Source organism: Arthrobacter sp. BC5 (assembly GCF_056680255.1).
Genome location: NZ_CM155273.1, coordinates 2132894 through 2159096, shown reverse-complemented (window position 1 = coordinate 2159096; position 26203 = coordinate 2132894). Strand labels below are relative to the sequence as shown.

24 protein-coding genes are annotated in these 26203 nt (G+C 66.3%); 7 read left to right on the top strand and 17 right to left on the bottom strand.

What is annotated here, in order from left to right; all coding sequences use genetic code 11:
* Window positions 1-93: 93 nt before the first annotated feature.
* A complete protein-coding gene (locus AC1MFI_RS10075; protein ID WP_479816602.1) occupies window positions 94-1731 on the bottom strand; it encodes a peptide ABC transporter substrate-binding protein in 1638 nt (545 codons plus the stop codon).
* 355 nt (window positions 1732-2086) lie between these two features.
* Window positions 2087-3913, bottom strand: coding sequence for an ABC transporter ATP-binding protein (locus AC1MFI_RS10070; protein ID WP_479816599.1), 1827 nt, complete (start codon window positions 3911-3913; stop codon window positions 2087-2089).
* An 89-nt stretch (window positions 3914-4002) separates the two neighbouring features.
* Between AC1MFI_RS10070 and AC1MFI_RS10065 the strand changes: the two genes are divergently transcribed.
* Entirely contained in the window at window positions 4003-4626 is a 624-nt protein-coding gene (locus tag AC1MFI_RS10065; RefSeq protein ID WP_479816597.1) for a PH domain-containing protein, read from the top strand.
* 8 nt (window positions 4627-4634) lie between these two features.
* Here the strand turns inward: AC1MFI_RS10065 and AC1MFI_RS10060 are convergent, their stop codons facing one another.
* The 3 genes from AC1MFI_RS10060 to AC1MFI_RS10050 form a co-directional block, all read right to left on the bottom strand.
* On the bottom strand, window positions 4635-5669 hold the full coding sequence (locus tag AC1MFI_RS10060; RefSeq protein WP_479816595.1) for an ABC transporter permease: 1035 nt from the start codon (window positions 5667-5669) through the stop codon (window positions 4635-4637).
* Window positions 5666-7207, bottom strand: coding sequence for an ABC transporter permease (locus tag AC1MFI_RS10055; RefSeq protein WP_479816594.1), 1542 nt, complete (start codon window positions 7205-7207; stop codon window positions 5666-5668). The genes AC1MFI_RS10060 and AC1MFI_RS10055 overlap by 4 nt, the downstream gene beginning before the upstream one ends.
* Before the next feature lie 226 nt (window positions 7208-7433).
* Window positions 7434-9188 carry an ABC transporter family substrate-binding protein gene (locus AC1MFI_RS10050; RefSeq protein ID WP_479816592.1) on the bottom strand — a complete coding sequence of 585 codons (1755 nt, stop codon included), beginning with the start codon at window positions 9186-9188 and terminating at the stop codon, window positions 7434-7436.
* Window positions 9189-9589: 401 nt separating this feature from the next.
* Here AC1MFI_RS10050 and AC1MFI_RS10045 point away from each other — a divergent pair, with 401 nt between their 5' ends.
* Together AC1MFI_RS10045 and AC1MFI_RS10040 are read left to right on the top strand one after the other, a co-directional pair.
* Entirely contained in the window at window positions 9590-9904 is a 315-nt protein-coding gene (locus AC1MFI_RS10045; RefSeq protein WP_400482542.1) for a hypothetical protein, read from the top strand.
* A 99-nt stretch (window positions 9905-10003) separates the two neighbouring features.
* Window positions 10004-11065: an LLM class flavin-dependent oxidoreductase gene (locus tag AC1MFI_RS10040; protein WP_479816591.1), complete on the top strand. Its 1062-nt coding sequence runs from the start codon at window positions 10004-10006 to the stop codon at window positions 11063-11065.
* Here AC1MFI_RS10040 and AC1MFI_RS10035 read toward each other — a convergent pair.
* Both AC1MFI_RS10035 and AC1MFI_RS10030 read right to left on the bottom strand, forming a co-directional pair.
* Window positions 11062-12507: a hypothetical protein gene (locus AC1MFI_RS10035; RefSeq protein ID WP_479816590.1), complete on the bottom strand. Its 1446-nt coding sequence runs from the start codon at window positions 12505-12507 to the stop codon at window positions 11062-11064. The genes AC1MFI_RS10040 and AC1MFI_RS10035 overlap by 4 nt on opposite strands.
* Window positions 12508-12766: 259 nt before the next feature.
* Window positions 12767-13252 carry an ion channel gene (locus AC1MFI_RS10030; RefSeq protein WP_479816589.1) on the bottom strand — a complete coding sequence of 162 codons (486 nt, stop codon included), beginning with the start codon at window positions 13250-13252 and terminating at the stop codon, window positions 12767-12769.
* A gap of 252 nt (window positions 13253-13504) precedes the next feature.
* Here AC1MFI_RS10030 and AC1MFI_RS10025 point away from each other — a divergent pair, with 252 nt between their 5' ends.
* Window positions 13505-13900 carry an SHOCT domain-containing protein gene (locus AC1MFI_RS10025; RefSeq protein ID WP_479816587.1) on the top strand — a complete coding sequence of 132 codons (396 nt, stop codon included), beginning with the start codon at window positions 13505-13507 and terminating at the stop codon, window positions 13898-13900.
* A 163-nt stretch (window positions 13901-14063) separates the two neighbouring features.
* Here the strand turns inward: AC1MFI_RS10025 and AC1MFI_RS10020 are convergent, their stop codons facing one another.
* The 4 genes from AC1MFI_RS10020 to AC1MFI_RS10005 form a co-directional block, all read right to left on the bottom strand.
* On the bottom strand, window positions 14064-14708 hold the full coding sequence (locus tag AC1MFI_RS10020; protein ID WP_479816585.1) for a hypothetical protein: 645 nt from the start codon (window positions 14706-14708) through the stop codon (window positions 14064-14066).
* Window positions 14709-15122: 414 nt separating this feature from the next.
* A complete protein-coding gene (locus tag AC1MFI_RS10015; protein ID WP_479816584.1) occupies window positions 15123-15407 on the bottom strand; it encodes a hypothetical protein in 285 nt (94 codons plus the stop codon).
* A gap of 40 nt (window positions 15408-15447) precedes the next feature.
* Window positions 15448-15597 (bottom strand): hypothetical protein, encoded by a 150-nt coding sequence (locus AC1MFI_RS10010; protein ID WP_479816582.1) that lies wholly within the window; start codon window positions 15595-15597, stop codon window positions 15448-15450.
* 226 nt (window positions 15598-15823) lie between these two features.
* Complete coding sequence (locus tag AC1MFI_RS10005) at window positions 15824-16393, bottom strand: TetR/AcrR family transcriptional regulator (RefSeq protein WP_479816581.1); 570 nt, start codon at window positions 16391-16393, stop codon at window positions 15824-15826.
* 54 nt (window positions 16394-16447) lie between these two features.
* On the opposite strand from AC1MFI_RS10005, the gene AC1MFI_RS10000 reads away from it, so the two are divergent.
* Complete coding sequence (locus tag AC1MFI_RS10000) at window positions 16448-16951, top strand: DUF4188 domain-containing protein (protein WP_479816580.1); 504 nt, start codon at window positions 16448-16450, stop codon at window positions 16949-16951.
* Between the two features lie 253 nt (window positions 16952-17204).
* Here AC1MFI_RS10000 and AC1MFI_RS09995 read toward each other — a convergent pair whose 3' ends face one another.
* From AC1MFI_RS09995 to ychF, 3 genes are all read right to left on the bottom strand, one after another.
* The gene (locus tag AC1MFI_RS09995; protein WP_479816579.1) at window positions 17205-18017 is read right to left on the bottom strand and encodes an aldo/keto reductase; all 813 of its coding nucleotides are present in this window, start codon (window positions 18015-18017) and stop codon (window positions 17205-17207) included.
* A 379-nt stretch (window positions 18018-18396) separates the two neighbouring features.
* A complete protein-coding gene (locus tag AC1MFI_RS09990; protein WP_479816578.1) occupies window positions 18397-19209 on the bottom strand; it encodes an aldo/keto reductase in 813 nt (270 codons plus the stop codon).
* Between the two features lie 143 nt (window positions 19210-19352).
* A complete protein-coding gene (ychF, locus tag AC1MFI_RS09985; RefSeq protein ID WP_479816577.1) occupies window positions 19353-20438 on the bottom strand; it encodes a redox-regulated ATPase YchF in 1086 nt (361 codons plus the stop codon).
* 82 nt (window positions 20439-20520) lie between these two features.
* On the opposite strand from ychF, the gene AC1MFI_RS09980 reads away from it, so the two are divergent.
* On the top strand, window positions 20521-21837 hold the full coding sequence (locus AC1MFI_RS09980; protein ID WP_479816576.1) for a DNA recombination protein RmuC: 1317 nt from the start codon (window positions 20521-20523) through the stop codon (window positions 21835-21837).
* Between the two features lie 30 nt (window positions 21838-21867).
* On the opposite strand, the gene AC1MFI_RS09975 is transcribed toward AC1MFI_RS09980, so the two are convergent.
* The 3 genes from AC1MFI_RS09975 to AC1MFI_RS09965 all read right to left on the bottom strand — a co-directional run bounded on the left by AC1MFI_RS09975 (window position 21868) and on the right by AC1MFI_RS09965 (window position 24636).
* Window positions 21868-22533, bottom strand: a complete 666-nt coding sequence (locus AC1MFI_RS09975; RefSeq protein ID WP_479816575.1) for a class F sortase — start codon at window positions 22531-22533, stop codon at window positions 21868-21870.
* A gap of 101 nt (window positions 22534-22634) precedes the next feature.
* Window positions 22635-23732, bottom strand: a complete 1098-nt coding sequence (locus AC1MFI_RS09970) for a 4-hydroxy-3-methylbut-2-enyl diphosphate reductase (RefSeq protein ID WP_479816573.1) — start codon at window positions 23730-23732, stop codon at window positions 22635-22637.
* Window positions 23733-23793: 61 nt separating this feature from the next.
* Window positions 23794-24636: a hypothetical protein gene (locus tag AC1MFI_RS09965; protein ID WP_479816572.1), complete on the bottom strand. Its 843-nt coding sequence runs from the start codon at window positions 24634-24636 to the stop codon at window positions 23794-23796.
* 198 nt (window positions 24637-24834) lie between these two features.
* Here AC1MFI_RS09965 and xseA point away from each other — a divergent pair, with 198 nt between their 5' ends.
* Window positions 24835-26151 carry an exodeoxyribonuclease VII large subunit gene (gene xseA / locus AC1MFI_RS09960; RefSeq protein ID WP_479820841.1) on the top strand — a complete coding sequence of 439 codons (1317 nt, stop codon included), beginning with the start codon at window positions 24835-24837 and terminating at the stop codon, window positions 26149-26151.
* Window positions 26152-26203: the final 52 nt, after the last annotated feature.

The following is a 26203-nucleotide window of genomic DNA, read 5'->3' as shown; positions in this document are numbered from 1 at the left end:
GGGTGGGGGTTGCTCATGGGGTGTTGGACCTTTTCGTTGGAGCACGGAAAAGGGGCCCGCCCTGTGCCGGGCGGGCCCCGAGACCGCTAGGGGTTACTTGCCGGTGATGGCGTAGTAGAGCGGAACACCGTTCCAGCCGAACTCGACGTTGTCCACGTTGTTGCTCCAGCCGCCCTGGGCCACCTGGTACCAGAGGGGGATGGCCGGGAGGTCCTCGAGGAGCTGCTCCTGGGCCGTGTTCATGGCCTCGTTGCCCTCGTCGACGGAGCTGGCGGCGAGTCCGTCCTTCAGCTGCTGGTCGAACTCGGGGTTGCTGTAGCGGGCGTCATTGGACCCGGCGCCGGTGGCGTAGATGGGTCCGAGGAAGTTGTACAGCGACGGGTAGTCGGCCTGCCAGCCGGCGCGCAGGGCACCCGTGAGGGTCTCCTCCGTGGCTTCCGTGCGGGCTTCCTTGAAGGTCGCGTACGGCTTGCCCGCGACCTCGATGCCGAGGTTGTTCTTCACGTTGTTCACCACGGCCTCGACCCACGTCTTGTGGTCGCCCTTGTCGGCGTTGTAGCCGATGGTCAGGGGCTGCGACTCGTCGTAGGGCGCGATCTTCTCGGCCTCGGCCCAGAGCTCCTTGGCCTCGTCCGGGTTGTATTCGAGGTTCTCGCTGCCGGGCAGGTCCTCGCTGTAGCCGTCGAGGACGGGGGCGGTGAAGTCCTTGGCCGGTGTGCGGCCGCCGTTGAAGATGACCTCGGTGATCTCGTCGCGGTTGATCGCCATCGACAGCGCCTGGCGGCGGAGCTTGCCGGCCTCGCCGTCCCAGTTCGGGAGGTAGTACGGCACGGCGATGGTCTGGTTGCCCGCGTAGGGCGACTCGATCGAGCGCTCGCCGAGGTCGTTCTTGAAGTTCTTGATGTCGCTCGTCGGGATCGTCTTGAGGACGTCCAGGTTGTCCGAGATCAGGTCCTGGTAGGCGGTGGTGTCGTTCTGGTAGATCTTGAACGTCACACCGGCGTTCTGGGCGGCCTGGGGGCCCTCGTACTCGTCGTTCGGGACGAGTTCGATCTGCTGGTTGTGCTGCCAGGCACCCTCGGAGGCGAACTTGTAGGGGCCGTTGCCGATCGGGTTCTCGCCGAACGCTGCGGGATCCTCGAGGGCGGCGGCGGGCAGCGGGAAAAACGCGCTGTAGCCCAGGCGCAGCTCCCAGTCCGATTCCGGCTGCGCCAGCTTGACGGTGAACGTCCGGTCGTCGACGACGGCGAGGCCGCTCATGGTCTCCACGGTGGAACCCTCGGCGCTGGCCTCGGCGTAGCCTTCGATGCTCTCGAAGAAGTAGCTCGAGAGCTGGGCGTTCTTCGCAGCTGCGCCGTAGTTCCAGGCGTCCACGAAGGAGCTCGCGGTGACGGGGTCACCGTTGGTGAAGGTCTTGCCTTCCTTGAGCGTGATCGTGTAGTTCTGGGCGTCCTCGGTCTCGATGGACTCCGCCATCTCGTTCTGGGGCTTGCCATCGGCGTCGTAGCTCACGAGGCCCGCGAAGATCAGGTCGAGGATCGCTCCGCCGCCCACCTCGTTGGTGCTGGTGGGGATCAGCGGGTTCTGGGGCTCGGAGCCGTCCACCACGATGACTGCGTCGGTGGTGCCGCCGCCCGTGCTGGATTCAGTGCTTCCGCCGCCGCATGCACTCAGCGACAGGACGGCGATGGCCGCGACGCTGAGCATTCTGGAAGTGCGCGTGAAACGCATTCCGCCTCCTAGGTATCTGGGTCGTTCCGGCGCTGATGTTGCCGGATTAGTGGTCCCGCAGAGAGCGAGAGCCAACTCACACCGGAAAATCATATGCCCGTTCTGTTGCTTCCCTGAACATGTAGGAGGAAGGGGCTCCCAGCAAACTTTCAGCCTGACGCGGGGGAAGCGCGTTTCCGCAGGCCAGCGCGGAGGCCGGGAGTGCATCACGCTTTGATAACGGATCCGGGAAAAGGTCCCCGAGCACTGTACAACGGGAGGCGTACCACCTATTCCCGGCCGGGTGGCGACACGGGGAAGCCCGCCCTGCTCACCTGCAGGACGGGCTCCCCACCGCGGACCCTCGCGCGCGCGGTCAGTCGGTCGAGGCCATCAGCTTGGCGCGGAGTTCGCGACGCTCACGCTGCTTCGCCGGATCGGGCAGGGGCACTGCGGCCAGGAGTCGCTGGGTGTAGGGATCCTGGGGGCTGCGGAGGATCTGCTCGCGCGTTCCCTGCTCCACGATGCGCCCGCGCTTCATCACGCAGATGTAGTCCGCCAGCACGTCGACGACGGCGAGGTCGTGCGTGACGAAGAGGCAGGCGAAGCCGAGTTCCCGTTGCAGGTTCTGGAAGAGCTCCAGCACCTTGGCCTGCACGGACACGTCCAGCGCGGAGGTCGGCTCGTCCGCGACCATCAGCTTCGGCTTCAGGGACAGCGCCCGGGCTATCCCTACCCGCTGCTTCTGGCCGCCGGAGAGCTCGTGTGGGTACCTGTTGCGGTAGGAGCGCGGCAGCTCGACCTGATCGAGCAGCGCCTCGATACGCTTCTGCAGTTCGCCGCCCTTGGCCTCGCCGGCGAGGAACATCGGTTCCCCGATGCTCTCACCGATGGGCAGCCGGGGATTCAGCGACGACGACGGGTCCTGGAACACCATGCCGACGTGCCGGCGGACCTTCACGAGTTCCTTCGAGGTGGGCCGGAAGCCCGAGATGTCGGTCCCGACGACCTTCAGCGAGCCGTGGGCGACCGGCAGCAGGCCGACCGCGGCCCGGCCGATGGTCGTCTTGCCGGACCCGGACTCCCCGACCAGCCCGATCACCTGGCCGGGGTAGACCGTCAGATTCGCCCCCTCGACCGCCCGGAAGGCAGGAACACGGCCCTGCTTCGGGTATTCGATGGCGACGTCGGTGAGCTCCAGTACCGGGTCGGCAGCCGGACGCGCCGCCACGGCCTCCCCCAGATGGGCGAGCACCTCCTGCTCGCGCCGCTCCAGTTCGTCGTGGTCCACCGTCTGCAGTTCGGTATGGGTGGCCGCAGCCAGCGCGGCGGTGATGTCGACGTCGTCGTTCCCGTCCCCCTGCCCGAGGTGGGGCACGGCGGCGAGAAGCGCCCTCGTGTACTCGTGCTGCGGGTTGTTGAAGATCTGCTCCGCGGTGCCGGTCTCCACGATGCGGCCCTTCCGCATCACCGCGATCCGGTCCGCCAGGTCCGCCACCACGCCCATGTCGTGCGTGATCAGGACGATCGCACTGTTGAGCTGGTTCCGCAGGTTGCGCATGAGGTCGAGGATCTCGGCCTGCACCGTGACGTCCAGGGCGGTGGTCGGCTCGTCCGCGATCAGGAGTTTCGGGTCACACGACAGCGACTGCGCGATCATGGCGCGCTGGCGCTGGCCGCCGGACAGCTGGTGGGGGTAGGACCGGAACGCCTTGTCCGGATCCGGCAACTCCACCATCTGCAGCAGGCGCAGGGCGCGCTGCCTGGCCTCGTCCGGCGAGATCTCGTTGTGCAGGCGCAGGGTCTCCACGATCTGGAAACCGACGGTGTAGACGGGATTGAGCGCCGTCATGGGCTCCTGGAAGATCACCGCGACGTCGTTGCCGCGGATCTGCCGGAGCCTGGCGGGTGACATCGTCAGGACGGACTTCCCGTTGAGCAGGACCTCCCCCGTGACGCGGCTGTTCGACGGCAGCAACCCGAGCAGCGACATGGAACTGGCACTCTTGCCGGATCCGGACTCGCCCACGATCGCGAGCACCTCGCCGGCGCGAACCTCGTAGTTGAGATCGATCGCCGCCGGGACCCACTTCTTGTCGACACCGAAATCGACGCTGAGGTTCCGGACCTCGAGCACGGGACCCTGGGACGCCGGCCGGTCCGCGCCGGCGCCTCCGGTGCCGCCGATTACCTGAGTACTCATGAGGGGTTCTCCTTCGTGACGGAGGTCCCGCGGGGTGGCGGGTACTCCTGGATTGCCGCGAGCGGCTGCGGTGCTGGGACTATTGAGCCATGGAGAGCTCGAAGGTGGCCGGGGCCGCCGTTTTCAAGCCGCGCACCAGTGTCTGGTTCACCGGCGTCGCGGTTCTCATCGCCGCGGGAGGGCTGGTGTCCGTCGTGGCGACAGCGGGCCCCGCCGGCCTGCTCGCGGCCTGGCCGTTGATCGGCATCGCCTACGGCGGCTGGTGGCTCTTCTGGTACCCCGCGGTGGTGTTCGCCGAGGACTCCGTCACCCTCCGCAACCCCCTGGCGACCATCAGGGTGCCATGGTCCGCGCTGATCGACGTCGACACGAAGTACGCCCTGAAGCTGGTCACGCCGTCCGGCGCCTTCACCGCTTGGGCGGCACCGGCTCCCGGCGTCTGGGGCACCCACGCAGGGAAGCCCGAACACGTCACGAACCTGCCGTCCACGAGCTACGGCCCCGGCGGGTCCGTGCGCCCGGGAGACCTGAAGAACACCGATTCCGGCTACGCCGCCTATCTCGTCCGCTCGCGCTGGCAGGAGCTGGTCGAGAGCGGAACGCTCGACGTCGACCGTCCGGGCCGCGCGCACCGGACCTGGAACTGGCCGCACATCGCGGCTGCCGTCGGACTGGTGGTGGTAGGCGCCGTGTCGCAGGGCCTCGGCTCCTAGGAAGCTCCTCACCCGGCTGCGGACTTCTCTGACTCCTTGGCCCGGCCGGCGTTGAACTTCTTCTGCCGCGGGTCGAAGGCGTCACGCAGGCCATCGCCGATGAAGTTGATGCACAGGCAGATCAGCACGATGAACAGGCCGGGGAACCAGAACAGCCACGGCCGGGTCTGGAACGCCTCCTGGTTCTGGCTGATGATCAGGCCCAGGGACACGTCCGGGGCCTTCACGCCGAATCCGATGTAGCTGAGCGCCGTCTCGAGCAGGATCCCGGCGGACATCAGCAGCGTGGTGTTCACGATGATCACGCCGACCGCGTTGGGCAGGATGTGCTTGAAGATGATCCGGGCGTTCGACGCCCCTGCGATTTTCGCCGCATCCACGAATTCACGCTCACGGAGCGTCAGGAACTCGCCGCGCACCAGCCGTGCGAGCCCCGTCCAGGCGATCAGGCCCAGGAAGATGCCGAGCAGCCACACCTGGGCGCCGCTGCCGACGAAGCGGTTCACGGACTCCCCCAGCGTCGCCGCGATCAGCACGAGCGGGATGATGATGATGACGTCGGTGAAGCGCATGAGCACGGCCTCGGTCCAGCCGCGGAAGTAGCCCGAGCTCGCACCGATCACGACGCCCACCAGGCCCGCGAGCGCGCCGATGAGGAACATGATGATGATCGAGTTCTGCGCGCCGCGCATCGTCATGGCGAAGTAGTCGCGGCCGATCGAATCCTGCCCGAACGGGTGCTCCCCCCAGCTGAACGGACCCGTGACCGTCGGCGCACCACCGTTGAGCAGCGGCACGAACTCGGTGTGGTTGTACTTCCACCATCCGGGGATCCCGGCGAACCCGACGGACGTGAACGCCAGGACGAAGACGACGGCGAAGACGACGAGGCTGATGATGGCGGCCGTGTTGTCGAAGAACTTCCTGCGGACGATCTGGCCCTGCGAGAGGCCCTTCGCCTCGGCCTCCGGTGCGGGGTGCGTGGGGCCCGTGACGGTGGCACCTTCACCGCCGGGGAGGTCGGAGGGAGTCTGAGTGCTCATGCTTTCACCCTTACGCGAGGATCGAGGAACGAATACACGACGTCGGCCACGAGGTTGAAGACCAGCGCGAGGATGCCCGCCACCAGGAAGAAGCCCATGATCGGGTCGGGGTCGGTGCGTTGCAGCGCCTGGACGAAGAGCTGGCCCATACCCGCGAAGGCGAAGACCTGCTCCGTGATGATGGCCCCGCCGATCAGCGCTCCGATGTCGAAGGCCACGAGGGTTGCGAGGGGGATCAGCGCATTGCGGAAGGCGTGGCGCATGACCACGGTCCGCTCGCTGAGGCCCTTGGCCCGCGCCGTGCGGATGTAGTCCATGTTCATGATCTCGAGCATGGAGGCGCGGGAATAGCGGCTGTAGCTCGCGAGCGAAGCGAGCAGCAGCGCGATAGTGGGCAGCAGCAGGTGCGTGAAGGTGTCGAGCCCGTTGACCCAGAAGGTTCCGTCCAGTCCGGGCGTCTCCGCGCCGACGGTCGCGATCGGGCGGCCACGGACGCGCGAGTTGCTGACGTAGGACGGCCACGTGACCATGAAGCGGTCCACCACGATGAGCAGGCCCATGAGCAGACCGGTCAGCGCGGCAGCGCGCATGCTCTGCCCGCGGTCGTAGCCGCCCATGAAGTAGCCGACAGCCACGCCCACGAGCACCGTGACGATCGCGAAGATGAGGATCATCCAGGTGGTCGCGGCGTTGAGGATGGGATTGACGACGTAGTAGGCGACGAGGCCGAGGGCCACCATGATCAGCGAGGAGTACAGCGCCTTGCGGTTCCTGAGGCCCGCCGTGAGCAGGACGATCCCGAAGGCTATGCCCACTCCGGTGACGAGGATGATGATCGGCCCGAGGCCCGGCTTCGAGAACCAGTCCACGAGGTCGAGGACGAAGAGCAGCGCAGCCGCGACGACGGCTCCCAGGAGGAACGCGATGCCCTTGCTCTTCCAGGACCTGCTCGCGAACAGGGCCCAGATCAGGCCGCTGGCTATCGCGACGACGAGGATCGTCGATCCCGGGATCTGCGGGTCCGCGAGGAAGTTGTTGAAGCCGATGGCGCCGAACTCCTTGAGGAGGACGGCGAGCCAGAAGATCGGCAGTGAGAAGAACAGGAAGGACATGAATGTCACGCCGTAGTCCAGGCCGCTGTACTGCCGGAGGGCGGTGATGATGCCGAGCGAGATACCGATCATGATGGCGAGCACGGTGGCGGTGGTGACGAGCGTGATCGTGTTCCCCATGGCACGGGTCAGCGCGGTGGTGACGGCTTCACCCTGGATACTCGATCCGAGGTCGCAGGTCGCGGCGAAGGGGATGAGGCACTTGGCCGCGCCCGCCAGCCAGCCGAAGTAGCGCAGCGGCGCCGGGGTGTTGAGGTCGAGGAGTTCCGTGCGCGCCTGGATGAGCTGATCCCGGTTCGGCGCATTACTGGCCCGCAGGTCCTCGAGCGGATCACCGGACAGGGCGGTGAGCTGGTAGACCACGAAGGACGCGCCGAACAGGATGAGGACGGCCGTCACCAGACGCCGAACGATGTAGGTCACCATTTATGTCGAGCCTCAATGTTGGATTCGGGAGGGTGTTCCCGTGCTATCGCAGAAGTGTAGTGCAGGGCCTCGAGCGTCTCCGATCCGCCCGATCCCCTGCCGGGCCGGTGCACAGTGCGCGCAGCCGTACGGCGGCTGCGCACCGCGCACAGAGAAAGGCGCCGGGACGGGCGAAATGTCCCGGTCCCGACGCCTTCTCACAGGGGCATGCGCTTGTGCCGGTGAGCTACTGGGCGATCTGCCAATCCCAGAAGTTCCACCACACACCGGTCTGGTTCGGCATGTACTCGACACCGCTGACGTTGTCGCTGTATGCATTCATACCCGGCACCTGGAACAGGGGCAGTCCGTACTTGGCGTCCCAGATCAGCTTGTCGATCTGGATCTGCAGCTCGTCCTGCTTGTCCGGGTCGGTCTCGACGATCAGCTGGTCCATGAGCTCGTCGGCCTCGGGGCTCGAGAACCCGTTGAAGTTGGAGCCATTGCCGCCCTTGAAGATCTGCGGCACGCCGGACACGCCGACACCTGCGTTGATCCAGCCGAAGATGGTCGCGTCATAGGTTCCGTTGCCGAGCGCAGCTCCCCAATCGGAGGCACCGAGGCCGCCGTCGACGATCTTGAAACCGGCCTGCGAGGCCGACTCCGCGATCAGCGTGTAGGAGTTGAGGCGGTTTGGGTTGTCGCGGTTGTACATGATCCGGACCTCGGGGGTCGCTCCGTTGAGGAGCTCCTTGGCCCCTTCGATGTCGACCTCCGAGTAGGCCTCGGATCCGTTGTTGGCGGCAGACTCCTCGTATGGCTCCTGGTCCTGCAGGAAAAGCTGGGAGTCGAGCGGCTCGGCGTCGGGGTTCAGCTTCTTGATGATGGAGTCCACCAGCTGCTGGCGGGGCACCGTCTTCATGAAGGCCTCGCGGACACTTTCGTCCTCGAAGACGCCACTGAAGTTGAGGTCGAGGTGGTCGTAGGACAGTTCGTTGCCACGCACCACAGTTACGCCCTCGAGCGCTTCGAGCTGCTCGGCCGTATCCGCCGAGGCCTGCGGCGCGATGATGTCCACTTCGCCGTTCTGCAGCGCCTGGACCTGTGCGGGCGCCTCACCGATGTAGCGGACGGTGATCTCGTCCACCTTCGGCGTCGGGCCCCAGCTGTAGTCCTCGTTGCGTACCAGCGTCATCGACTGGTCCGGTGTGATGTCCGAGGCGATGAACGGACCGTTCGAGAGGAACAACGACGGGTCGGACGGAAGCGACTTGGTGTCGAAGCCCGTGTTCCAGAAGTCGGCCACGGCCTGCACCTCGGGACGCTCCACGGGGTTCTCGGGGTCTCCGGCCGGTTCGGTCTGGATGAGCTCGATGAGCGCGTCCTCGTCCGCGAGGCCGCCCTTCTCGGCCAGAACGTGGGCCGGCGTGTCGATGCCGCCCTCCGTCATGAGCCCGAATGCGACCTCGTAGTCGGCGAAGGGCTTCGAGTAGTTCAGCGTGATCGACCGCCCGTCCTCGCCGATCTCCGGAAGCTCGGTGAGGGCGAGTCCGGTCGTGTCACCCGCGTAGTCGAAGTAGGTGGCACCCGACACGACTTCACCAGCGTCATCAGTGGTGGCGTCGTTGAAGTACCCCGACTCGATAGCCCACTGCAGCAGTAGGTCGCCGCCGTCGACTGGTTCGCCGTCGGACCAGTTGACGCCCTCATTGACCGTGTACTTGACGCTCAGGGGGTCCTCGGAGAGGACCTCCATGGAACCGAAGTCTTCATTCGGGACGACCTCGAGGTCGTTGTTGATGTAATTGAAGCCGGAGTGGGTTGCGTAGGCAATCACGCCGTTGATGTCCACGTTGCCTTCGGAGGTGCTCGAGTTGAACGAGCTGAAGGCATTCACCTCTACAACACGGATGTTTCCGCCCGTTGCTTCGCCCTCGGCGCTCGCCTCGGGTGTTTCAGTTCCCGTATTGGCAGCGCAGGCGCTCAACGCGAGTGCTGCCACAGCAGCAACTCCCAAAGCTTTGGAAGTACGTACGAAACGCATTCCGCCTCCTATTTCATAGTGTGGTTCCAGCTTCACGCGGTGTTGCATGACAGCCGATGCGCCACCGGAAGGGTGACGCCACTCACGTGAGCAAAAGCCTAAGTGCACTTTGTTACCAACAGGTATCGATGGGGAAGGCCACCGCGGGTTGTTACCGAGCTGCAACCAAATGTTCATCGGACTTCTCCAGCATCCTCCCAGCAGTGCGTGCCCTCCCACTCGAGGGTCGGCCCAGGACGAACCGGTGCTTGATCAGGCGCGGGCGTCGGTGTTTGCTAAGGGAACCGGGCGGGGCGGTTGTGGGAGTACTCAGGTTCCGCTTGGACACGCGGACTAGCGCTCGGACAGAGGGAAGCATCATGGCCTGGCTCTTCGTCGACAAGCACGCGGCTGTCTGGGACGACGACGCCGACGTCCAGGCTGCCATCGGCGCACTCAAGGTTCGGCTCGACCAGCACGCGGAGGTTCACCTGTCGATCCAGAGCAGGGGGCTGAAGGGACCGGTCTTCGTCATCACGAAAGAGACCGTGCTCAGCTCTCCCGAACTGAGCAACCGCTTCAACGCGGACCTCTTCTCCGCACTGACCACACCCACCGCACGGAACAGCTCCACCATCCACTGGTTCTCGGACGGCCGGGGCTTCGTCTCGGAGACGAACAGCCGGATGTGGTGAGGCTCCGGAAGGGTTTTCCGTGATGTCGGAGGATGGAGGAGCACTGCGTGCAGCGCCTAGTGTGGGACCAGCCCTACGCCCCTCCTGAGAAGGAAGCCCATGCCCGACCCCACCCGTCCGTTACGCAGGCTCGGCTTCCTCACGATCGGCCTGTTCGATCCCGCGGACCCGGCCGCCGGGCACGAATCGACGCTGCAGGTCATCGAACTCGGTGAGCGGCTCGGGTTCGACAGCGCCTGGCTGCGCCACCGCCATCTGCAGTACGGGATCTCCTCCCCCATCGTGATGATGGCCGCCGCCAGCCAGCGGACCGCCAGGATCTCGATCGGCACGGCCGTGACCCCGCTGGGTTGGGAGAATCCCCTGCGCCTGGCCGAGGACCTCGCCACCGTCGATCTGCTCGCCGGCGGGCGGATCCACCCGGGCCTGAGCGTCGGTGAACCCATGCACTACGACACAGTGAAGGACGAGCTGTACCCGGACTCCGCGGACCTCGAGGATTTCAGCTACGCCCGTGTGGAACGGCTCGCCCGTCTGGTCGCAGGGGAACCGGTCCGCGAGTTCGCCGGCAGGCAGGGAGTCGTCGAAGAGTTCTCCAGCCGTGTCGAACCGCATTCTCCCGGGCTGCGCCAACGCCTCTGGTACGGGGCCGGCAGCAGCAGATCGGCCGCGTGGGCCGGGACGAACGGCTTCAACCTGCTCTCCAGCAGCGTCCTCTTCCCTGACAAGGACCAGGAACCGGACTTCGCCCGGATCCAGCAGTCGCAGATCCGCGCCTATCGCGATGCCGCCACCGCGTCATCCCGGCCGCAGGGGCCGGCCCGGGTCTCGCAGGGCCTGGTGGTGATCCCGACCGACTCGGCGTCGTCGGACCAGCGGGAGAAGTACCAGCGGTACGTCGATCAGCGACTACCCCGTACCCGGGCTCCGCAGGGACCCAAGGGGATGCTGTTCGCCCCGGACATCATCGGCACCAGCGATGAGATCGCCGAGCATCTCTACGGGCACGCCGGGTTCCAGGAGGTCGACGAGGTGGCGTTCGCCCTGCCGTTCAGCTTCGACCACGAGGACTACGTCCAGATCCTCAGCGACATCGCAGGGAACCTGGGGCCCGCGCTGGGATGGTCTCCGAACGGCATCGGGAAGACTCCGCCGTGCTAGCCACCGGTCCTGGGTGCGAGCAGGATCTGCACGGCCTCGATCCGTCTGCCCACGCCCGACGTGCCCGCCGTTCCGCCATCGGCGACCCATGACTGCCAGCCCAGATCCTGTACGTGGGCGCGGTAGTGGATCCTGTAGCGGTTCGCCATCTCACCGGTCAGTCTGATCTGGAATGCTTCCAGGCGTAGCCCTTGCCCGGTCGTGCCGATGGCATTGGCCGAGGATGTCCACGGCTGCCAGCCGATCGACTGCACATGCCCCCGCCACTCGATGTCCCCGGCATGAGCCGTGCTGGACACGTCGAGGCGCAACGCCTCGACCCGCAGGGCCCGACCCGTGGTTCCGGCGACGTTCCCATCCGAGACGTCCGCCACCCAGCCCAGGTTCTGGACGTGGGCGGAATAGACGGCAGTGAAAGCCGGGGCGACCTTCGGAACCAGCTCGATCGTGACGGCCTCCACCCGCCGACCTTGCCCGACGGTGCCGGCCGTGGCTCCGTCGAGCCCGTACGGCTGCCAACCGACGTTCTGCACGTGGGCCCGGTACCTGACGCTGTACTGAGAGGCCAGATCCCCCGTCAAGCGCAGCTCGAACGCCTCCAGGCGCAGACCGCGGCCGGTCGTTCCGATCGGGGACGCCGACGTCGTCCATGGTTTCCAGCCGATGTTCTGCACGTGCCCCCTCCACAGGATGTCGCCCGACAGGCGGTCTCCTGCCACCGACAGGCGCAGCGCCTCCATCGGCAGCGACCGGCCAGTCGTTCCTGCGGTGGCGCCGTCCGAGACGCTCGACTGCCAGCCGACGGTCGCGACATGGGCCTGGTAGACCCCGATGCACGTCATGTCGTAGTCGTAGGTGCCGTCGGTCCATTGCGCGATGTGGACGGTGCCACCGGAGAAGCTACGATCCACGCAGAGGTCGGATGCTTCACTGGCGAAGTCCAGACGCCCCGCCGGTGACCAGACCGGCACGTCGGGAAGCTGCCACGACCCGGTGATGGCCTCCCAACCGCTCGAATAGGAGTAGATCCCGTGCGGGTACCCAGCGTCCGCCAGTGCGGCCAGGAGCCCGGAGATGACGTACCGGTTCTCCTGCCGCTGGCCCGCTGTCGAGCTGGGCCAGGGCTGTCGCGGGCGGGGCTCGACGTCGACCCAGATTCTCTCCGGGCGCCAGCCCACCTCATCGAGGGATGCAAGGGCCGCACGGCCCTCGGCGTATCCGACGTTGCGCAGCCGGTCCGGTCTGGTGGTCGCGGGCCAGGGACCGTCGTCGCCGTAGGTGTCGTACTGCGCTGTGGTGGGGAACGTGGCCATTGCGTAGGCCTGAGCCCGGACGCCTCGATCGAGCACCCACTGGAACTGCCCGTCCAGGCAGGGGTTCTCGGTGAACGCTAGTCCGTTCGTCAGCCCCACGACCACGAACTCCGTGCTTTCCGGCGGCATCGGAAGACCGCCCGGACACTGCGGCCACGAAACGTCATGTCCGTAGTCGACTGCTCGGGCGGGTGCAGCGAACACCACGCCGAGTGCGAGCGCAAGCAGAACCGCCAGCAGCCGGAGCAACGATGCCCGGGCGCGGCGGCCGGGTCGAAGATCACCAAGGCCGGCCATGATGGCCCCCCTTTATTCGAAGGATGATCGGATCATGCCGCTCGCCGCTCTCTCCCACCAGGGTCGAAAGACCTCGACGTGCCTCACCGGGTCATCGGTGGAGTCCTCGCGACGCCGCGGAGAAGGTCACCTTCGCGATCAGCAGGAGCGCGCCCAGATCGGCGATGATCTGAATACTGACGACTGCGCGCGCGAGCTGGTCCGACGGCGTTATGTCGCCGAATCCCACGGTGGCGAACGTCGACGTCGTGAAGTACAGGGCATCGATTCTGTCGAGCGACTCGCTGAAGGACAGCGGGTCTGACACTGAGATCGAGAGATAGAGCAGGGAGAAGAGGCAGAGGAAGATCAGGACGGACTCGCCGACCGCCGTTGCAGCCCGGATCTGGGGAACATGCGCCGTCATGATCAGCTGCAGCTGAAGGGCCAGGGCGCCGGTGAAGACCAGGACGACACCGACCAGCCTGATCCACGCACCCACCGACCCACTCCCATCGAACCCCCCGACGGGGATGAGGAAGTAGCAGCCAAGGACAACCACCGTCACGACCAGCAGGCGGATAAGCGCGCGGACCACGGCCCGACGACGTCCGGCGCGATCGAGCTCGCGGAAATACACTGGACGGTCATCGAATCCGCCATTCGAATCCATGGACGATGATAACGCCGGATCCGCTGCCCAACCGGTCCGCTGCGGAGGGTGGGAGGACGCGCGGCCCGGGGACTTTGGGCCCTTCAGACCGATTCCGCGGGTCAGCAGACTTGACGCATCAGAGTCGGCCACCTCTACGGTGCGCGGCACGACAACACAGGCAACAGGAGTAGGGCAATGAATGTTTTGGAGAATATCTGGGATGTCTTCTGGCTGTTTTTCTGGTTCTTTGCGATGTTCGCCTACTTGATCGTCCTCTTCCAGGTCGTCATTGATCTCTTCAGGGATCGGAGTATCAGTGGATGGGCGAAGGCGCTGTGGGTGATCTTCCTCGTCTTCCTCCCGTTCCTGACAGTCCTGGCCTACCTTCTGAGCCGTGGTTCGGGGATGGTCAGCCGCGAGGCGGCGCGTGCCGGGGCCGCGCAGGAGGCCGCGGAGGACTACATCCGCGGCCTGTCGGCACCGAGTTCGGCCGAGGAGATCGCGAAGGCGAAGACGCTTCTGGATTCGGGCACCATCTCGGAACCGGAGTTCACAGTACTGAAGGATCGGGCACTCGCCGGCAAAGCGTGAGCCCGGCCCCGCCGAAGACGGATGCCGGAACTCGTCGGTCCGGACCGTGAATCTGAAGGACAACAGCTTTCCTGCAGGAAGTGCTGCCGGCAGTACTGTCGCGTGGAAGCGCGCACGGCTCCCAGCATCCCTGCCTCCTTCCGGTGTATTCCGGCCGGCCGCATCACTTGAGGCTGAGCACCTCGTCGATCGGGCGGTCGTTGACGAAGACCTGGGCACTTGCGGCACCGGCAGCGCCCATGGCGGTGTACTCCAGCTGCGCCTTCGCGCGCGGTACGTCGCAGACACCCCCGAGCACGAACTCCCCGGTGAGCCAGACCGAGACCGTGCTGCCGTCCAGCTCACCGTCGACGTACGTGAGGCTCGACTGGTACAGGGCGTTCACGAGCCCCGACAGGCCGACGTCGCGGCTCTTGTTCGCGAGCAGGGTCTCCATGCTGGAACCCAGCTGGTCCGTGAATCGGACCGGGGCCGTGGTCGTAGCGATGAGGCTGTCACCGCAGCCGATCGAGGGCCCCGATGCTCCGTCGTCACCGACAGCGACGTAGTAGAGCGTCAGCGGAGCGACCTGCTCCGGAATTCCCGTCGGCGCTGTGTCCTCCGTCGGGGGCGGGCTCGCGGGGGACGGCGCACCCGCCGTGGGGGTGGGCGCAGCCGGCAGCGTGCTGGGCGGGGTCGCGACGGACGGGCTAGCCGTCGTGGGAGCGGCGGGGCTGTTCGTGGGCGCATCGGTCGGAGGGCCGAAACAGCCCGTGAGCACGATCAGGCTGGAGAGCCCAAGAACGCGGAATGCCGAAAGCTTGCTCATGGTGCTCCTTGGTGCGGCCCTGCGCCATTGCGGGACCGCACTTAGAAGCTACGCCTGAGGGATCATGCGGAACAGGGACTTTAGTCCGGCTTCGGCGGGTGGATCACCTGTGGCACCAGCACTCGGTCATGCGACCACCGGCGATCCTCCGGCTGGTGATGCCGATCGGGAATGGCACCGGATCACACGCAGTCACCACCACCGCCTCCATCACCGCCGCCTGACCCATCGCTGCCACCGAAGAAGGCCGCACCTCCCACAGCCGCGGCCGACCCGCCGCCGCCCCATCCACGCGGTGTCCTCGTGCGTGCGGGCTTCCATGCCAGCTTGACCAACGCGAAGGGAATGAGAAGCGTCAGCGCGGTAACGAGGCCGAACACCAGGATGCTGAAAACGTCCACGGCCGGCATCCCGTCACGCTTCGCTTCCTGACCCAGGGCGACGGGCAGCCTCTGCATGATAGGACCGCATGCCGTGCTTCACAGCGAAGCGGACCACCACGTAGAGCATGAAGCCCACGACGGCGATCAACAGCAGATAAGCCCCCACAACAATGACCATCCCGAATCCATGCAAAGCCATGTCGTACTCCCCCATTCCGATACCGGACACCCGGTCGTCTGAGCCTAATAGCGTGATCAGAACATTGACACCACTGATCGCATCGTCGTCGCACCCCTGGTGCCCGTCAGGTGTCATCGCACGGTAACGCCCACCCAGGCCTGCCCGTCCACGACGCTCAGGTAGGACCCTTGCGGCACTCCAGCTCCTCGCTCACGGGCTCGGACACGACGTGGACTGCTCCGCTCGGGCCGTAGCCCGCGGACAGCGCGGAGTCCGGTGCGCTCACCTGGACCACGAGACCTTCGATCTCTCCTGTGCTCATCATGAGGTGATTCTCCGTCGCTCATAGCCGGACAACGACTCGCCGTGGTGCTCCTTGGGGTCCGGTCGTTGATCCATCAGCGAGACGGAAGGTAGCTACTGGACGGACAACCCGTTGCGGGACAGGTCGTCACGCCGACGAACACAGGGGCCGACCGGCACGGGATCCGGAGGTCGGACGGCTCCCGGTCGACGCCGTCGCCCATGGGCTGTTCGCGGACTGATCCTCCTCAGTGCCCGAGCGAGCGATCGATCTGTCGCATGGCGGCGTCATAGACCGCGTCCCAGGTCCAGCCGGCCGCCGGCGCACCCGCCAACTCCAAGGACACCAGCCCGTGGACCTGCCCCCACACAACGCCGACCATCGAGGCGATCTCGTCATCCGCTGCTCCAGGCAGCGCTGCGGCAATCGCGCCGAACAGTGGAGCGATCGACGGCTCAGCGGCACCCGGCGTCGGCTGGCACTGCACCTGACCGGCCAGTGAACCGCCGAACATCAGGCCGTAGAGGATCGGATGCGCCAGCGCCCAGGCTCGGTAGGCCCGGCCCAATACTTCGAGGCCGGCGGCGGCGGCCTCCTGTTGGGAGGCGGCAAAGGACGCGAAACCGTCATCGAGCACGGCAGTCAGCAGTCCTGCCTTCCCCCCGAAGAGCGAATACACCGCCGTCGTCGACGTCCCGGCGGCAGCGGCAATAGTGCGCAACGAGACGGAGGCGGCACCGTCACGGGCGATGAGGAGGGCTGCGGTGTCGAGAAGCCTGCGGCGCAGGGTCTCATCGTGGACCAGAGGTCTTGCCATGGGACCAGTATTCCATAACACTGTTCTGTAACAGCGTTATCAAAGGAGAAGCACATGTCGAAGCAAGTGCACGCGGGACGTTTCACCGCCGATCCCGGGGGTGGCCCGGTGACGGTCTTCCTGATCGGTATGCGCGCCAACCGCTGGTGGAAGTTCGGAAAGGTCGCACGGGTGGGGGCGGCCATGCCCAAGATGCTTGCCCACCTGGCCGCGACGCCGGACGCCGGGCTGCTGAGCTACCAGCAATGGTTCGGGCGGACGACCATCATGGTCAGCTACTGGAAGAGCCCGGAGCATCTCCAGCGGTTCGCAGCCGACAGGTCGGCGCCGCACCTCGAGCCCTGGCGCCGGTTCATGCGCGAATCGGCCGGCACGGGCGACGTCGGCGTATGGCACGAGACCTACGAGACGATGCCGGGCGGCAGGGAAAGCATCTACAGCGATATGCCGGTCTTCGGGCTGGCAACGGCCACCGGCCACGTACCGGTGGGAGCTGGACTGAACACCGCGCGCCAGCGCCTGAAGGCGGACGAGGTCAAGCGGCGTGTGCCCGAATGAGCCGTCCCCAGAAGGGGCTAGAGGTTGAAGCGTAATTCCACCGCATTCCGTAGCCGAATCACCTTGGATGGCGACATCCTTCACCCGCTGTCGGGAAGCCACGTCCTGTGCGATCGCAGCACGAACCTCGAGACGGCCCCGGGGGTGAACCACAGCTAGCAGAGCTGTTGCTCACCGGATCATCAAGCGCAGGAACGTCGTGACCCACAACATCCAGCGGCCGGGTTGGCGGTGATCCCGAAGCCACCGTGTATCAAAGCATTTCGAGGGGTTCTGGGTGTGTCGGCGGCGGGAAAGCGCGATCGAGGCGCTCGAGATCGGTGTCGCTGAGGTGAAGGTCGCGGGCGGCGGCGTTCTCGAGCACATGCTCGACGGTCGAAGCCTTCGGGATCGCGAGCACGCTGCTGGTGCGCATTGTCCACGCCAGAGCGACCTGCGCAGGCGTCGCGCCAAGCTCACGTGCGATCTGTGTCAGATCCGGGTTGCCGAGCAGTCGTCCCTGCTCCACGGGCGAATAGGCCATCACGGGCATCTTCATCGAAGTGGACCATGGCATCAGGTCGAACTCCGGACCGCGACGGGTCAGGTTGTACAGCACCTGATCGGTCTGGCACCCCTCAGGCAAACTCTGGAGCTCGTCGGTGTCGAGGTTACTCACACCCCACGCACGGATCGAGCCCTCTTCGATGAGGGACTCGAACGCTGCGACGGTCTCCTCGAGAGGGAATCTCCCCCGCCAATGCAGGAGGTACAGGTCCAGGCAGTCAGTGCCCAGACGGTCCAGGCTTGCATGACAGGCCTCGATCGTCCCTGATGCGGAGGCGTTCGAGGGTAGGACCTTGCTCACCAGGAAAACCTCATCGCGCCTACCCCTGATGGCTTCACCGACAAGGTCCTCACTGCGCCCGTTACCGTACATCTCGGCGGTATCGATCACGGTCAGACCCAGATCAATACCTGTGCGCAGCGCCCGGATCTCAGCGTTCCGGCTGGCAGGAGAGTCACCCAGGTTCCACGTTCCCTGCCCCAGAGCAGGAACCACAGTGCCGTCCGGAAAAGTAATCACACGCCAACGCTACAACCAGGGCCATCAGCTAACGAGGTGTGATGGTAACCAGACTGTGGGTCGGGTCAAAGTGCCACCAATCGGTGCAGCAGACCCTACACTGATGTTCCGGTTATTCGGACAACGCACGTAGATATATCGAACTAAACATTGAATCTAAACTCCACCGCATTCCGTAGCCGAATCACCTTAGATGGCGACATCCTTCACCCGCTGTCGGGAAGCCACGTCCTGTGCGATCGCAGCACGAACCTCGAGACGGCCCCGGGGGTGAACTACAGCTAGCAGAGCTGTTGCTCACCGGATCATCAAGCGCAGGAACGTCGTGACCCACAACATCCAGCGGCCGGGTTGGCGGTGATCCCGAAGCCACCGTGTATCAAAGCATTTCGAGGGGTTGTGGGTGTGTCGGCGGCGGGAAAGCGCGATCGAGGCGCTCGAGATCGGTGTCGCTGAGGTGAAGGTCGCGGGCGGCGGCGTTCTCGAGCACATGCTCGACGGTCGAAGCCTTCGGGATCGCGAGCACGCTGCTGGTGCGCATTGTCCACGCCAGAGCGACCTGCGCAGGCGTCGCGCCAAGCTCACGTGCGATCTGTGTCAGATCCGGGTTGCCGAGCAGTCGTCCCTGCTCCACGGGCGAATAGGCCATCACGGGCATCTTCATCGAAGTGGACCATGGCATCAGGTCGAACTCCGGACCGCGACGGGTCAGGTTGTACAGCACCTGATCGGTCTGGCACCCCTCAGGCAAACTCTGGAGTTCGTCGGTGTCGAGATTACTCACACCCCACGCACGGATCGAGCCCTCCTCGATGAGGGACTCGAACGCTGCGACGGTCTCCTCGAGAGGGAATCTCCCCCGCCAATGCAGGAGGTACAGGTCCAGGCAGTCAGTGCCCAGACGGTCCAGGCTTGCATGACAGGCCTCGATCGTCCCTGATGCGGAGGCGTTCGAGGGTAGGACCTTGCTCACCAGGAAAACCTCATCGCGCCTACCCCTGATGGCTTCACCGACAAGGTCCTCACTGCGCCCATCACCGTACATCTCGGCGGTATCGATCACGGTCAGACCCAGATCAATACCTGTGCGCAGCGCCCGGATCTCAGCGTTCCGGCTGGCAGGAGAGTCACCCAGGTTCCACGTTCCCTGCCCCAGAGCAGGAACCACAGTGCCGTCCGGAAAAGTAATCACACGCCAACGCTACAACCAGGGCCATCAGCTAACGAGGTGTGATGGTAACCAGACTGTGGGTCGGGTCAAAGTGCCACCAATCGGTGCAGCAGACCCTACACTGATGTTCCGGTTATTCGGACAACGCACGTAGATATATCGAACTAAACATTGAATCTAAACTCCACCACGTCGCCATCGGACATGACGTACTCCTTGCCCTCGATGCGCACCTTGCCGCGGGACTTGGCCTCACTCATCGACCCGGCGTCAATCAGGTCACCGAAGTGCACCACCTCGGCCTTGATGAATCCGCGCTGGAAGTCCGAGTGGATGACGCCGGCGGCCTCGGGCGCCGTCGCACCCTTCTTGATGGTCCAGGCGCGGGTCTCCTTCGGACCGGCTGTCAGGTAGGTCTGCAGGCCGAGGGTGTGGAAGCCGACGCGCGCCAGCTGGTCGAGGCCGGACTCCTCCTGGCCGTTCATCTCGAGCATCTCGCGGGCCTCGGCCTCGTCGAGTTCCACGAGGTCGGCTTCGAGCTTGGCGTCCAGGAAGATGGCGTCTGCGGGTGCGACGAGCTGGCGCAGTTCCGCCTGGCGCTCGGTGCTGCCGAGGACGGCGTCGTCGACGTTGAAGACGTAGATGAACGGCTTGGCCGTCAGCAGGCTGAGCTCGCGCAGGTGCTCCATCTCGAGCTTGTCGCTCGTGACGGACGCGAAGATCGTGTCCCCGCGCTCGAGCACGGACTGGGCGGCCTGCATGGCAGCCAGTTGCGCGGCCTCGCGCTTCTTGATCTTCACTTCCTTCTCGACGCGCGGGATCGCCTTCTCGAGCGTCTGGAGGTCGGCGAGGATCAGCTCGGTGTTGATGGTCTCCATGTCGGAGCGCGGGTCGACCTTGCCGTCGACGTGGATGACGTCGGGGTCATCGAACACGCGGATGACCTGGGCGATCGCCTCGGCCTCGCGGATGTTCGCCAGGAACTGGTTGCCGAGGCCCTCGCCCTCGGACGCACCCTTGACGATGCCGGCGATGTCCACGAAGGACACGGTCGCGGGCAGGATCTGCTTGGACCCGAAGACCTCCGCCAGCTGCGCGAGGCGCGGGTCGGGCAGGTTGACCACGCCGACGTTCGGCTCGATGGTCGCGAACGGGTAGTTCGCCGCCAGGACGTTGTTGCGCGTCAGCGCATTGAAGAGGGTTGATTTGCCGACGTTGGGCAGTCCGACGATGCCGATAGTAAGAGCCACGGGAGACAAGTCTACCGGGCGCCGACACACCGCCCGGCGGTAGCGAGGCCCGAATGTCGGAGGTCCCTGCGACAGTGTTGGCATGAGCACCACAGCTGTCCTCCTCGTCCTCCTCGCCTTCGTCCTCGGATGCGCGGTCGGCGCCTTGGTGGTGGCGCGCGCCCTCCGTGCACGCACAGAGGAACTCCGGTCCGAGCTCGACGACGCCACGGCACGTCTCGGAAGCACGACGTCGAACCTCGCGGCAGCCGTCGCCCAACGTGACCTGCTGCAGCAGCACAATCGCGAGCTGACGGGCAAGACGTCGACCGACAACGACGTCCTGCGTGCCCTGGCTCCCGTGGCCGAGAAGCTGACCCAGGTGCAGCGGCAGGTGGGTCTGCTCGAACGCGACCGCGTGGAGCAGTACGGCCAGCTCGCGCGGCAGCTCGAGGAGGCACGCACAGCAGATGCGTTGCTCCTCTCCACCACCCACTCGCTCGCGGGCGCCCTCCGCAGTAACAGCGCCCGCGGCCAGTGGGGCGAGGTGCAGCTGCGGCGCGTGGTCGAAGCGGCGGGCATGATCTCCCGTGTCGATTTCCTGGAGCAGGTGTCCTTCGCCGCAGGGGACGACGGCGAGCGGGCTCGGCCGGACATGGTGGTGCAGCTACCGGGCGACAAGCAGATCGTGATCGATGCCAAGGTGCCCCTGAGCGCCTTCCTCTCCGCACAGGAACTCGCGGCCCCGGGTGACGGTTCCGCAGGAGCCGAGGATGTCGGTGCCCTCGGCTCCCGACGCGCCGAACTGCTCAAGCAGCACGGAAAGGCCCTCCGCGCGCACATCGACGCCCTCGCCCGGAAGAAGTACTGGGAAGGCGCCGCCAACTCCCCCGAGCTCGTCATCTGCTTCATCCCGGTCGAGTCCGTGCTCTCGGAGGCACTGCGGGCCGATCCGGAACTGCTCGACTACGCCTTCTCCCAGAACGTCGCCCTGGCATCGCCGGTGTCGCTGCTCGGCATCCTCAAGGGTGCTGCGTTCAGCTGGCGGCAGGCCGTGCTGACGGACAACGCCCGCGAGCTCTTCGACCTGTCGAAGCAGCTCTACGAGCGCCTCGGCACAATGGGCGGTCATGTGACGCGCCTCGGGGCGTCCCTGAAGACATCGGTCGAGCGCTACAACTCCTTCGTCGGCGCCCTCGAATCCAGGGTCCTTCCCACGGCCCGCCGGATCGGTGCGTTCGATTCGGCGTCCCTGGACGTCGTCGACGCCGCAGTGGACGGCGCCGATGTGAGTGTCCTCGGAGCTGCACGCGCGCAACGTGCAGGCAGCACGGCAGGGCCGGCCGGCCAGGCGGCGGCGATCGACGCGACGCCCCGCTCCCTGACCGCCCACGAACTGCTCGACGGCACCGACGGGTAGGCCGGTGCCGTCAGCTCCGCAGGAGGCCTCTCAGGTGACGAGCTTCGCGTAGACGACGTAGTTGTCATCGAACTCTCCGGTGTCCGGATCGTAGCCGTCACAGGTGATGAGACGTAGCTCGGCTCCCTCCGTATTGCCATACACAGAAGCGGTGGGGAACGAGTCCTTGGGGTACTGTCCGGCGTGGTCCATGGTGAAGACGGCCGTTGTCCCGTCTTCCCGAAGCACTTCGATGGTGTCCCCCGCCTTCAGGGCCCGCAGGTCCGCGAAGACTCCGGGGCCGCCATCGGTGGCGTTGACATGTCCCAGCAACACTGCGGGTCCTCGCTCGCCCGGTGTCGGCGACTGGTTGTACCAGCTTGCGGGGGCGCCCGGCCCATCAGGTGGTACCTCGAGCGTCCCGTTCTCCCGCAGCCCGGTACTCAACACCTTCGAGGATGCGCCGGTGGAGGGAATCGTGAAGGACACGGGCGGTGACTCGGTGAGCACCGAGGGCAGGTCCGACGCCGCGACCTGCGGTGGCGGAGCGCCGCCGTCGGTCTCCGGCGACGTCGGTCCGGATGCCGGTGGCGATGCGCCATCTGGAGCCCCGGTGCCGGTTTCTGTCGGGGCGATGGCGCACCCGGTGAGAATCAGGAGGGTGACGGCCGCAGATACCAGGTGGCGCCTGCCAGCATCACCGCGCGGACCCATCATGGGACCAGGTGCCCGATCAGTGCGTACTGCTGTTACTGGTCCTCGTGAGGATAACTGCCGGCCCTCGTCCCCCGGCCCCGACGGTGAACGCGTCCGCATCATCAGTTCAGGGAGGTGCGGTCCTGCCGCTGGCCCCGGCCACCGCGGCCCTGCGACGGATCGCCCATCGCCTTGAGTGCGGCGCGGATCTCCTTCGGCAACGAGAAGATGATGTCCTCCTCGGCCGTCACGACCTCCTCGACCTGGCCGTAGCCGTACTCCGCGAGCAGCCTCAGCACGTCCTGCACGAGGTTCTCCGGAACCGAGGCACCCGAGGAGATGCCGACCGTGGACACTCCCTCGAACCAGGACTCGTCCACCTCGTTCGCGAAGTCGACCCGGTGCGCCGCCTTCGCGCCGTACTCGAGGGCGACCTCCACGAGGCGCACGGAGTTCGAGGAGTTGGCGGAGCCGACGACGATGACGAGGTCCGTCTCCGGCGCGATCTTCTTTATGGCCGCCTGGCGGTTCGACGTGGCGTAGCAGATGTCGTCGCTCGGCGGGTCCTGGAGCGTCGGGAATCGCTCCTTCAGGAGGTTCACCGTCAGCATGGTCTCGTCGACGCTCAGGGTGGTCTGCGAGAGCCAGATCAGCCGTTCGGGGTCGCGCACCTGCACCTTGTCGACGTCCTCCGGACCGTTGACGATCTGGATGTGGTCGGGAGCCTCGCCGGCCGTTCCCTCCACTTCCTCGTGGCCTTCGTGGCCGATCAGGAGGATGTCGAAGTCGTCGCGCGCGAAGCGCTGCGCTTCCTTGTGCACCTTCGTCACGAGGGGGCAGGTGGCATCAATGGTCCGCAGGCCGCGGTCCTCCGCGGACCGGACCACGGCAGGCGAGACCCCATGCGCCGAGAAGACCAGGAGCGCCCCTTCGGGGACTTCATCGGTCTCGTCGACGAAGATTGCGCCCTTGGACTCGAGCGTCGAGACGACATGCAGGTTGTGCACGATCTGCTTGCGCACGTACACGGGCGGTCCGTAGTGCTCCAGCGCCTTCTCGACGGCGATGACGGCGCGGTCCACGCCTGCGCAGTAGCCGCGGGGCGCCGCGAGCAGCACCTTCTTGTCCCCCGCTACCGGCGCAGCAGCGAGCACGTCCGCCGGGGAGCGGCGCCTGCGCGGAATGGTGGGCATGGGGACCTGAACGGTGGTACTGGTCATGAGCCGATTCTACCGGGTCGTCCACTCGCCACCGTCGGATCCGGCGTTGCTCAGCTGTGAGCTAAGCCCTACGCCTACGGGCGAGGGCGACGTGCGCGACGACGCCGATCACGACCGCGAGCAGGCCGCCGATGATCACGGGCGTGCTGGAGGCGGCGATGTCCGCTCCGGCCCGTTCGGCGAGGCCCCGGATGAACACATCGGCAACCGCACTCGTACCGGGCGCCCTGGCCGCCGTCGCGGGGACCCAGCCCGCGGCGAGGTATCCGAACACGCCGATCCCCACCACTCCGAGGCCGAGAAGTGCGAGCGTGGTGCCGCGCCGTCGTGCAATCACGAGTGCCAGCAATGCCAGCACCGCCGCGCCCGCGAGGAACAGGGGCCATGACTGCACCGCCTCGGCGACGCCGCTCAGCAGCCCTCCCCTTTTCAGGGAGCCGATGTCGATCGTGGTGTCCTCGGGGACCGGGACCTCCAGGCCCAGGCTTCCGTTCAGGCTGTCCGCCAGGAGTGCCGCGACCGGCGCGAGGTCGAGGGTGAGGATGGCAGGCGCGGGTTCCGACGGGTCGGGTGCGTGCGCGAAGGTGACGGCGTGCGACAGCCGCAGCGTCTCCGTCCAGGCCGCCGGATAGCCTGAGGCACCCGTCACCGTGCCCGCGGCGTCGCGGATGAGTGGTTCGACGAAGGAGCCGAACTGCTCGGGCAGGCCGGTATTCGCTGCGACCTCCTGAACGAGGGAATCGGCGAGCGCCGCCTGGAAGTCGGCGTCGTCGCCCAGCGGCGCAGCCAGCGCAACGAAGCCGGACTCCTCCACGAGGTTCTCGTGCAGCCAGGCCGATGCCAGCCCGGCAGCCATGGCGACGAGCGCGAGCAGGGCCAGGAAGGCAGAGACGACAGTGCGCATGGAGTCCTCGTGTTGGGGGGCGAACTTCCGATTATGCCCGTTCCCCCGTCCGGCGGCACGGCGGGTTCCCGTGTGTTCCACCCCTGCCGCAACACACATGCCACAGCTCGGGACAGCCCCTGGGGGTCGGGAGTGGTAGAGATGGACAGTGCAATCTCCAAGAACGGGAGCAGGGATCTTCCCGAGGACAGGACGGCCATGACGAGCGAGGGAACGCGGGCGCAACCCGCCGGCATCGCCGGCACCCCCCGGCAGGCGACCACCCTGCCCGGGACGGCGGCCGAGACCTCACCCGACTCCCCCTGGCCGCTTCACCTGCTGTCCGAGAAACTGAAAGCCCACATCGACCGCGCGCCCGCCGCGTGGGTCGAAGGACAGGTCATCGAACTCAACCGGCGCTCCAGCATGTGCTACATCACCCTGCGCGACGTCGACACGGAAGTCTCCCTGTCCCTCTCGGTCTACGGCTCGGTGATGGACAGGGTGTCCTCGCCCCTGGAGCGGGGGTCCCGCGTCGTCGCCCGCCTCAAACCGGACTTCTGGGTCAAGACGGGGCGCCTCTCGATGCAGACCATCGACATCAGGCCCGTAGGTATCGGGGACCTCCTCGCACGTATAGAGCGTCTCCGGCAGGCACTGGCCGCGGAGGGGCTCTTCGCCGCAGCCCGGAAGAAGCAACTGCCGCTGCTCCCGCATCGGATCGGGCTCATCACCGGCCGTGATTCGGACGCGATGAAGGACGTCATGCGCAATGCGGCGCTGCGCTGGCCGGCCGTCGAATTCGAGGTACGCGAGGTCGCGGTGCAGGGCGTCAGCAGTGTCGCCCAGGTCACCGCGGCACTCGCCGAGCTCGACGCGCACCCGCACGTCGACGTCATCATCATCGCGCGCGGCGGTGGCGCCCTCGAGGATCTCCTGCCCTTCAGCGACGAGTCGCTGGTCCGGGCGGTCGGCATGGCCGTCACGCCGGTGGTCAGCGCCATCGGGCACGAAGCGGACCGCCCCCTGCTCGACGAAGTGGCCGACCTCCGCGCCTCGACGCCCACGGACGCCGCGAAGCGCGTCGTTCCGGACGTCACGGAGGAACTCGGCCGGATCGGCCAGGCGCGCTCGGCGCTGGAGCGGTCCATCCGCATGCTCGTCCACCGCGAGAGTGAGAGCCTCGCCACTCTGCGCTCCCGCCCGTCGCTGGCCAAGCCGGAAGGCATGATCGACGTGAGGGAGGCCGACGTCGAGCGGCTGCGGTCCCGTGCCCTCCGATGCATGTCCGCGGCGGTGGAGCGGGAAGCGGACTCGGTCCAGCACCTGCGCGAACGCGTCCGTTCGCTGTCCCCGCAGAAGACCCTGGATCGCGGTTATGCAGTGGTGCAGAAGGCCGACGGCCACATCGTCCGGGCTCCGGCCGACGTCCGGCCCGGGGAAAGCCTGCGGATCCGCGTTGCCGGCGGGCCGTTCGGTGCTGTGTCCCAGGAGGCACAGGCACCCGACACTCAGACCCGGGCAGGATCGCCATGACGGCACTCCGGTCACGACTGTTCGTCCGGCCGCGAGGCGTTCGGCCGGGAAG

What these genes read in the sequence shown, in the direction of transcription:
- AC1MFI_RS10075 (WP_479816602.1), bottom strand. Translation starts at nt 1,731, where the DNA reads ATGCGTTTCACGCGCACTTCCAGAATGCTCAGCGTCGCGGCCATCGCC.
- AC1MFI_RS10070 (WP_479816599.1), bottom strand. Translation starts at nt 3,913, where the DNA reads ATGAGTACTCAGGTAATCGGCGGCACCGGAGGCGCCGGCGCGGACCGG.
- AC1MFI_RS10065 (WP_479816597.1), top strand. Translation starts at nt 4,003, where the DNA reads ATGGAGAGCTCGAAGGTGGCCGGGGCCGCCGTTTTCAAGCCGCGCACC.
- AC1MFI_RS10060 (WP_479816595.1), bottom strand. Translation starts at nt 5,669, where the DNA reads ATGAGCACTCAGACTCCCTCCGACCTCCCCGGCGGTGAAGGTGCCACC.
- AC1MFI_RS10055 (WP_479816594.1), bottom strand. Translation starts at nt 7,207, where the DNA reads ATGGTGACCTACATCGTTCGGCGTCTGGTGACGGCCGTCCTCATCCTG.
- AC1MFI_RS10045 (WP_400482542.1), top strand. Translation starts at nt 9,590, where the DNA reads ATGGCCTGGCTCTTCGTCGACAAGCACGCGGCTGTCTGGGACGACGAC.
- AC1MFI_RS10040 (WP_479816591.1), top strand. Translation starts at nt 10,004, where the DNA reads ATGCCCGACCCCACCCGTCCGTTACGCAGGCTCGGCTTCCTCACGATC.
- AC1MFI_RS10035 (WP_479816590.1), bottom strand. Translation starts at nt 12,507, where the DNA reads ATGCCGCCGGAAAGCACGGAGTTCGTGGTCGTGGGGCTGACGAACGGA.
- AC1MFI_RS10025 (WP_479816587.1), top strand. Translation starts at nt 13,505, where the DNA reads ATGAATGTTTTGGAGAATATCTGGGATGTCTTCTGGCTGTTTTTCTGG.
- AC1MFI_RS10020 (WP_479816585.1), bottom strand. Translation starts at nt 14,708, where the DNA reads ATGAGCAAGCTTTCGGCATTCCGCGTTCTTGGGCTCTCCAGCCTGATC.
- AC1MFI_RS10015 (WP_479816584.1), bottom strand. Translation starts at nt 15,407, where the DNA reads ATGACACCTGACGGGCACCAGGGGTGCGACGACGATGCGATCAGTGGT.
- AC1MFI_RS10010 (WP_479816582.1), bottom strand. Translation starts at nt 15,597, where the DNA reads ATGATGAGCACAGGAGAGATCGAAGGTCTCGTGGTCCAGGTGAGCGCA.
- AC1MFI_RS10005 (WP_479816581.1), bottom strand. Translation starts at nt 16,393, where the DNA reads ATGGCAAGACCTCTGGTCCACGATGAGACCCTGCGCCGCAGGCTTCTC.
- AC1MFI_RS10000 (WP_479816580.1), top strand. Translation starts at nt 16,448, where the DNA reads ATGTCGAAGCAAGTGCACGCGGGACGTTTCACCGCCGATCCCGGGGGT.
- AC1MFI_RS09980 (WP_479816576.1), top strand. Translation starts at nt 20,521, where the DNA reads ATGAGCACCACAGCTGTCCTCCTCGTCCTCCTCGCCTTCGTCCTCGGA.
- AC1MFI_RS09975 (WP_479816575.1), bottom strand. Translation starts at nt 22,533, where the DNA reads ATGATGGGTCCGCGCGGTGATGCTGGCAGGCGCCACCTGGTATCTGCG.
- AC1MFI_RS09970 (WP_479816573.1), bottom strand. Translation starts at nt 23,732, where the DNA reads ATGACCAGTACCACCGTTCAGGTCCCCATGCCCACCATTCCGCGCAGG.
- AC1MFI_RS09965 (WP_479816572.1), bottom strand. Translation starts at nt 24,636, where the DNA reads ATGCGCACTGTCGTCTCTGCCTTCCTGGCCCTGCTCGCGCTCGTCGCC.
- xseA (WP_479820841.1), top strand. Translation starts at nt 24,835, where the DNA reads ATGACGAGCGAGGGAACGCGGGCGCAACCCGCCGGCATCGCCGGCACC.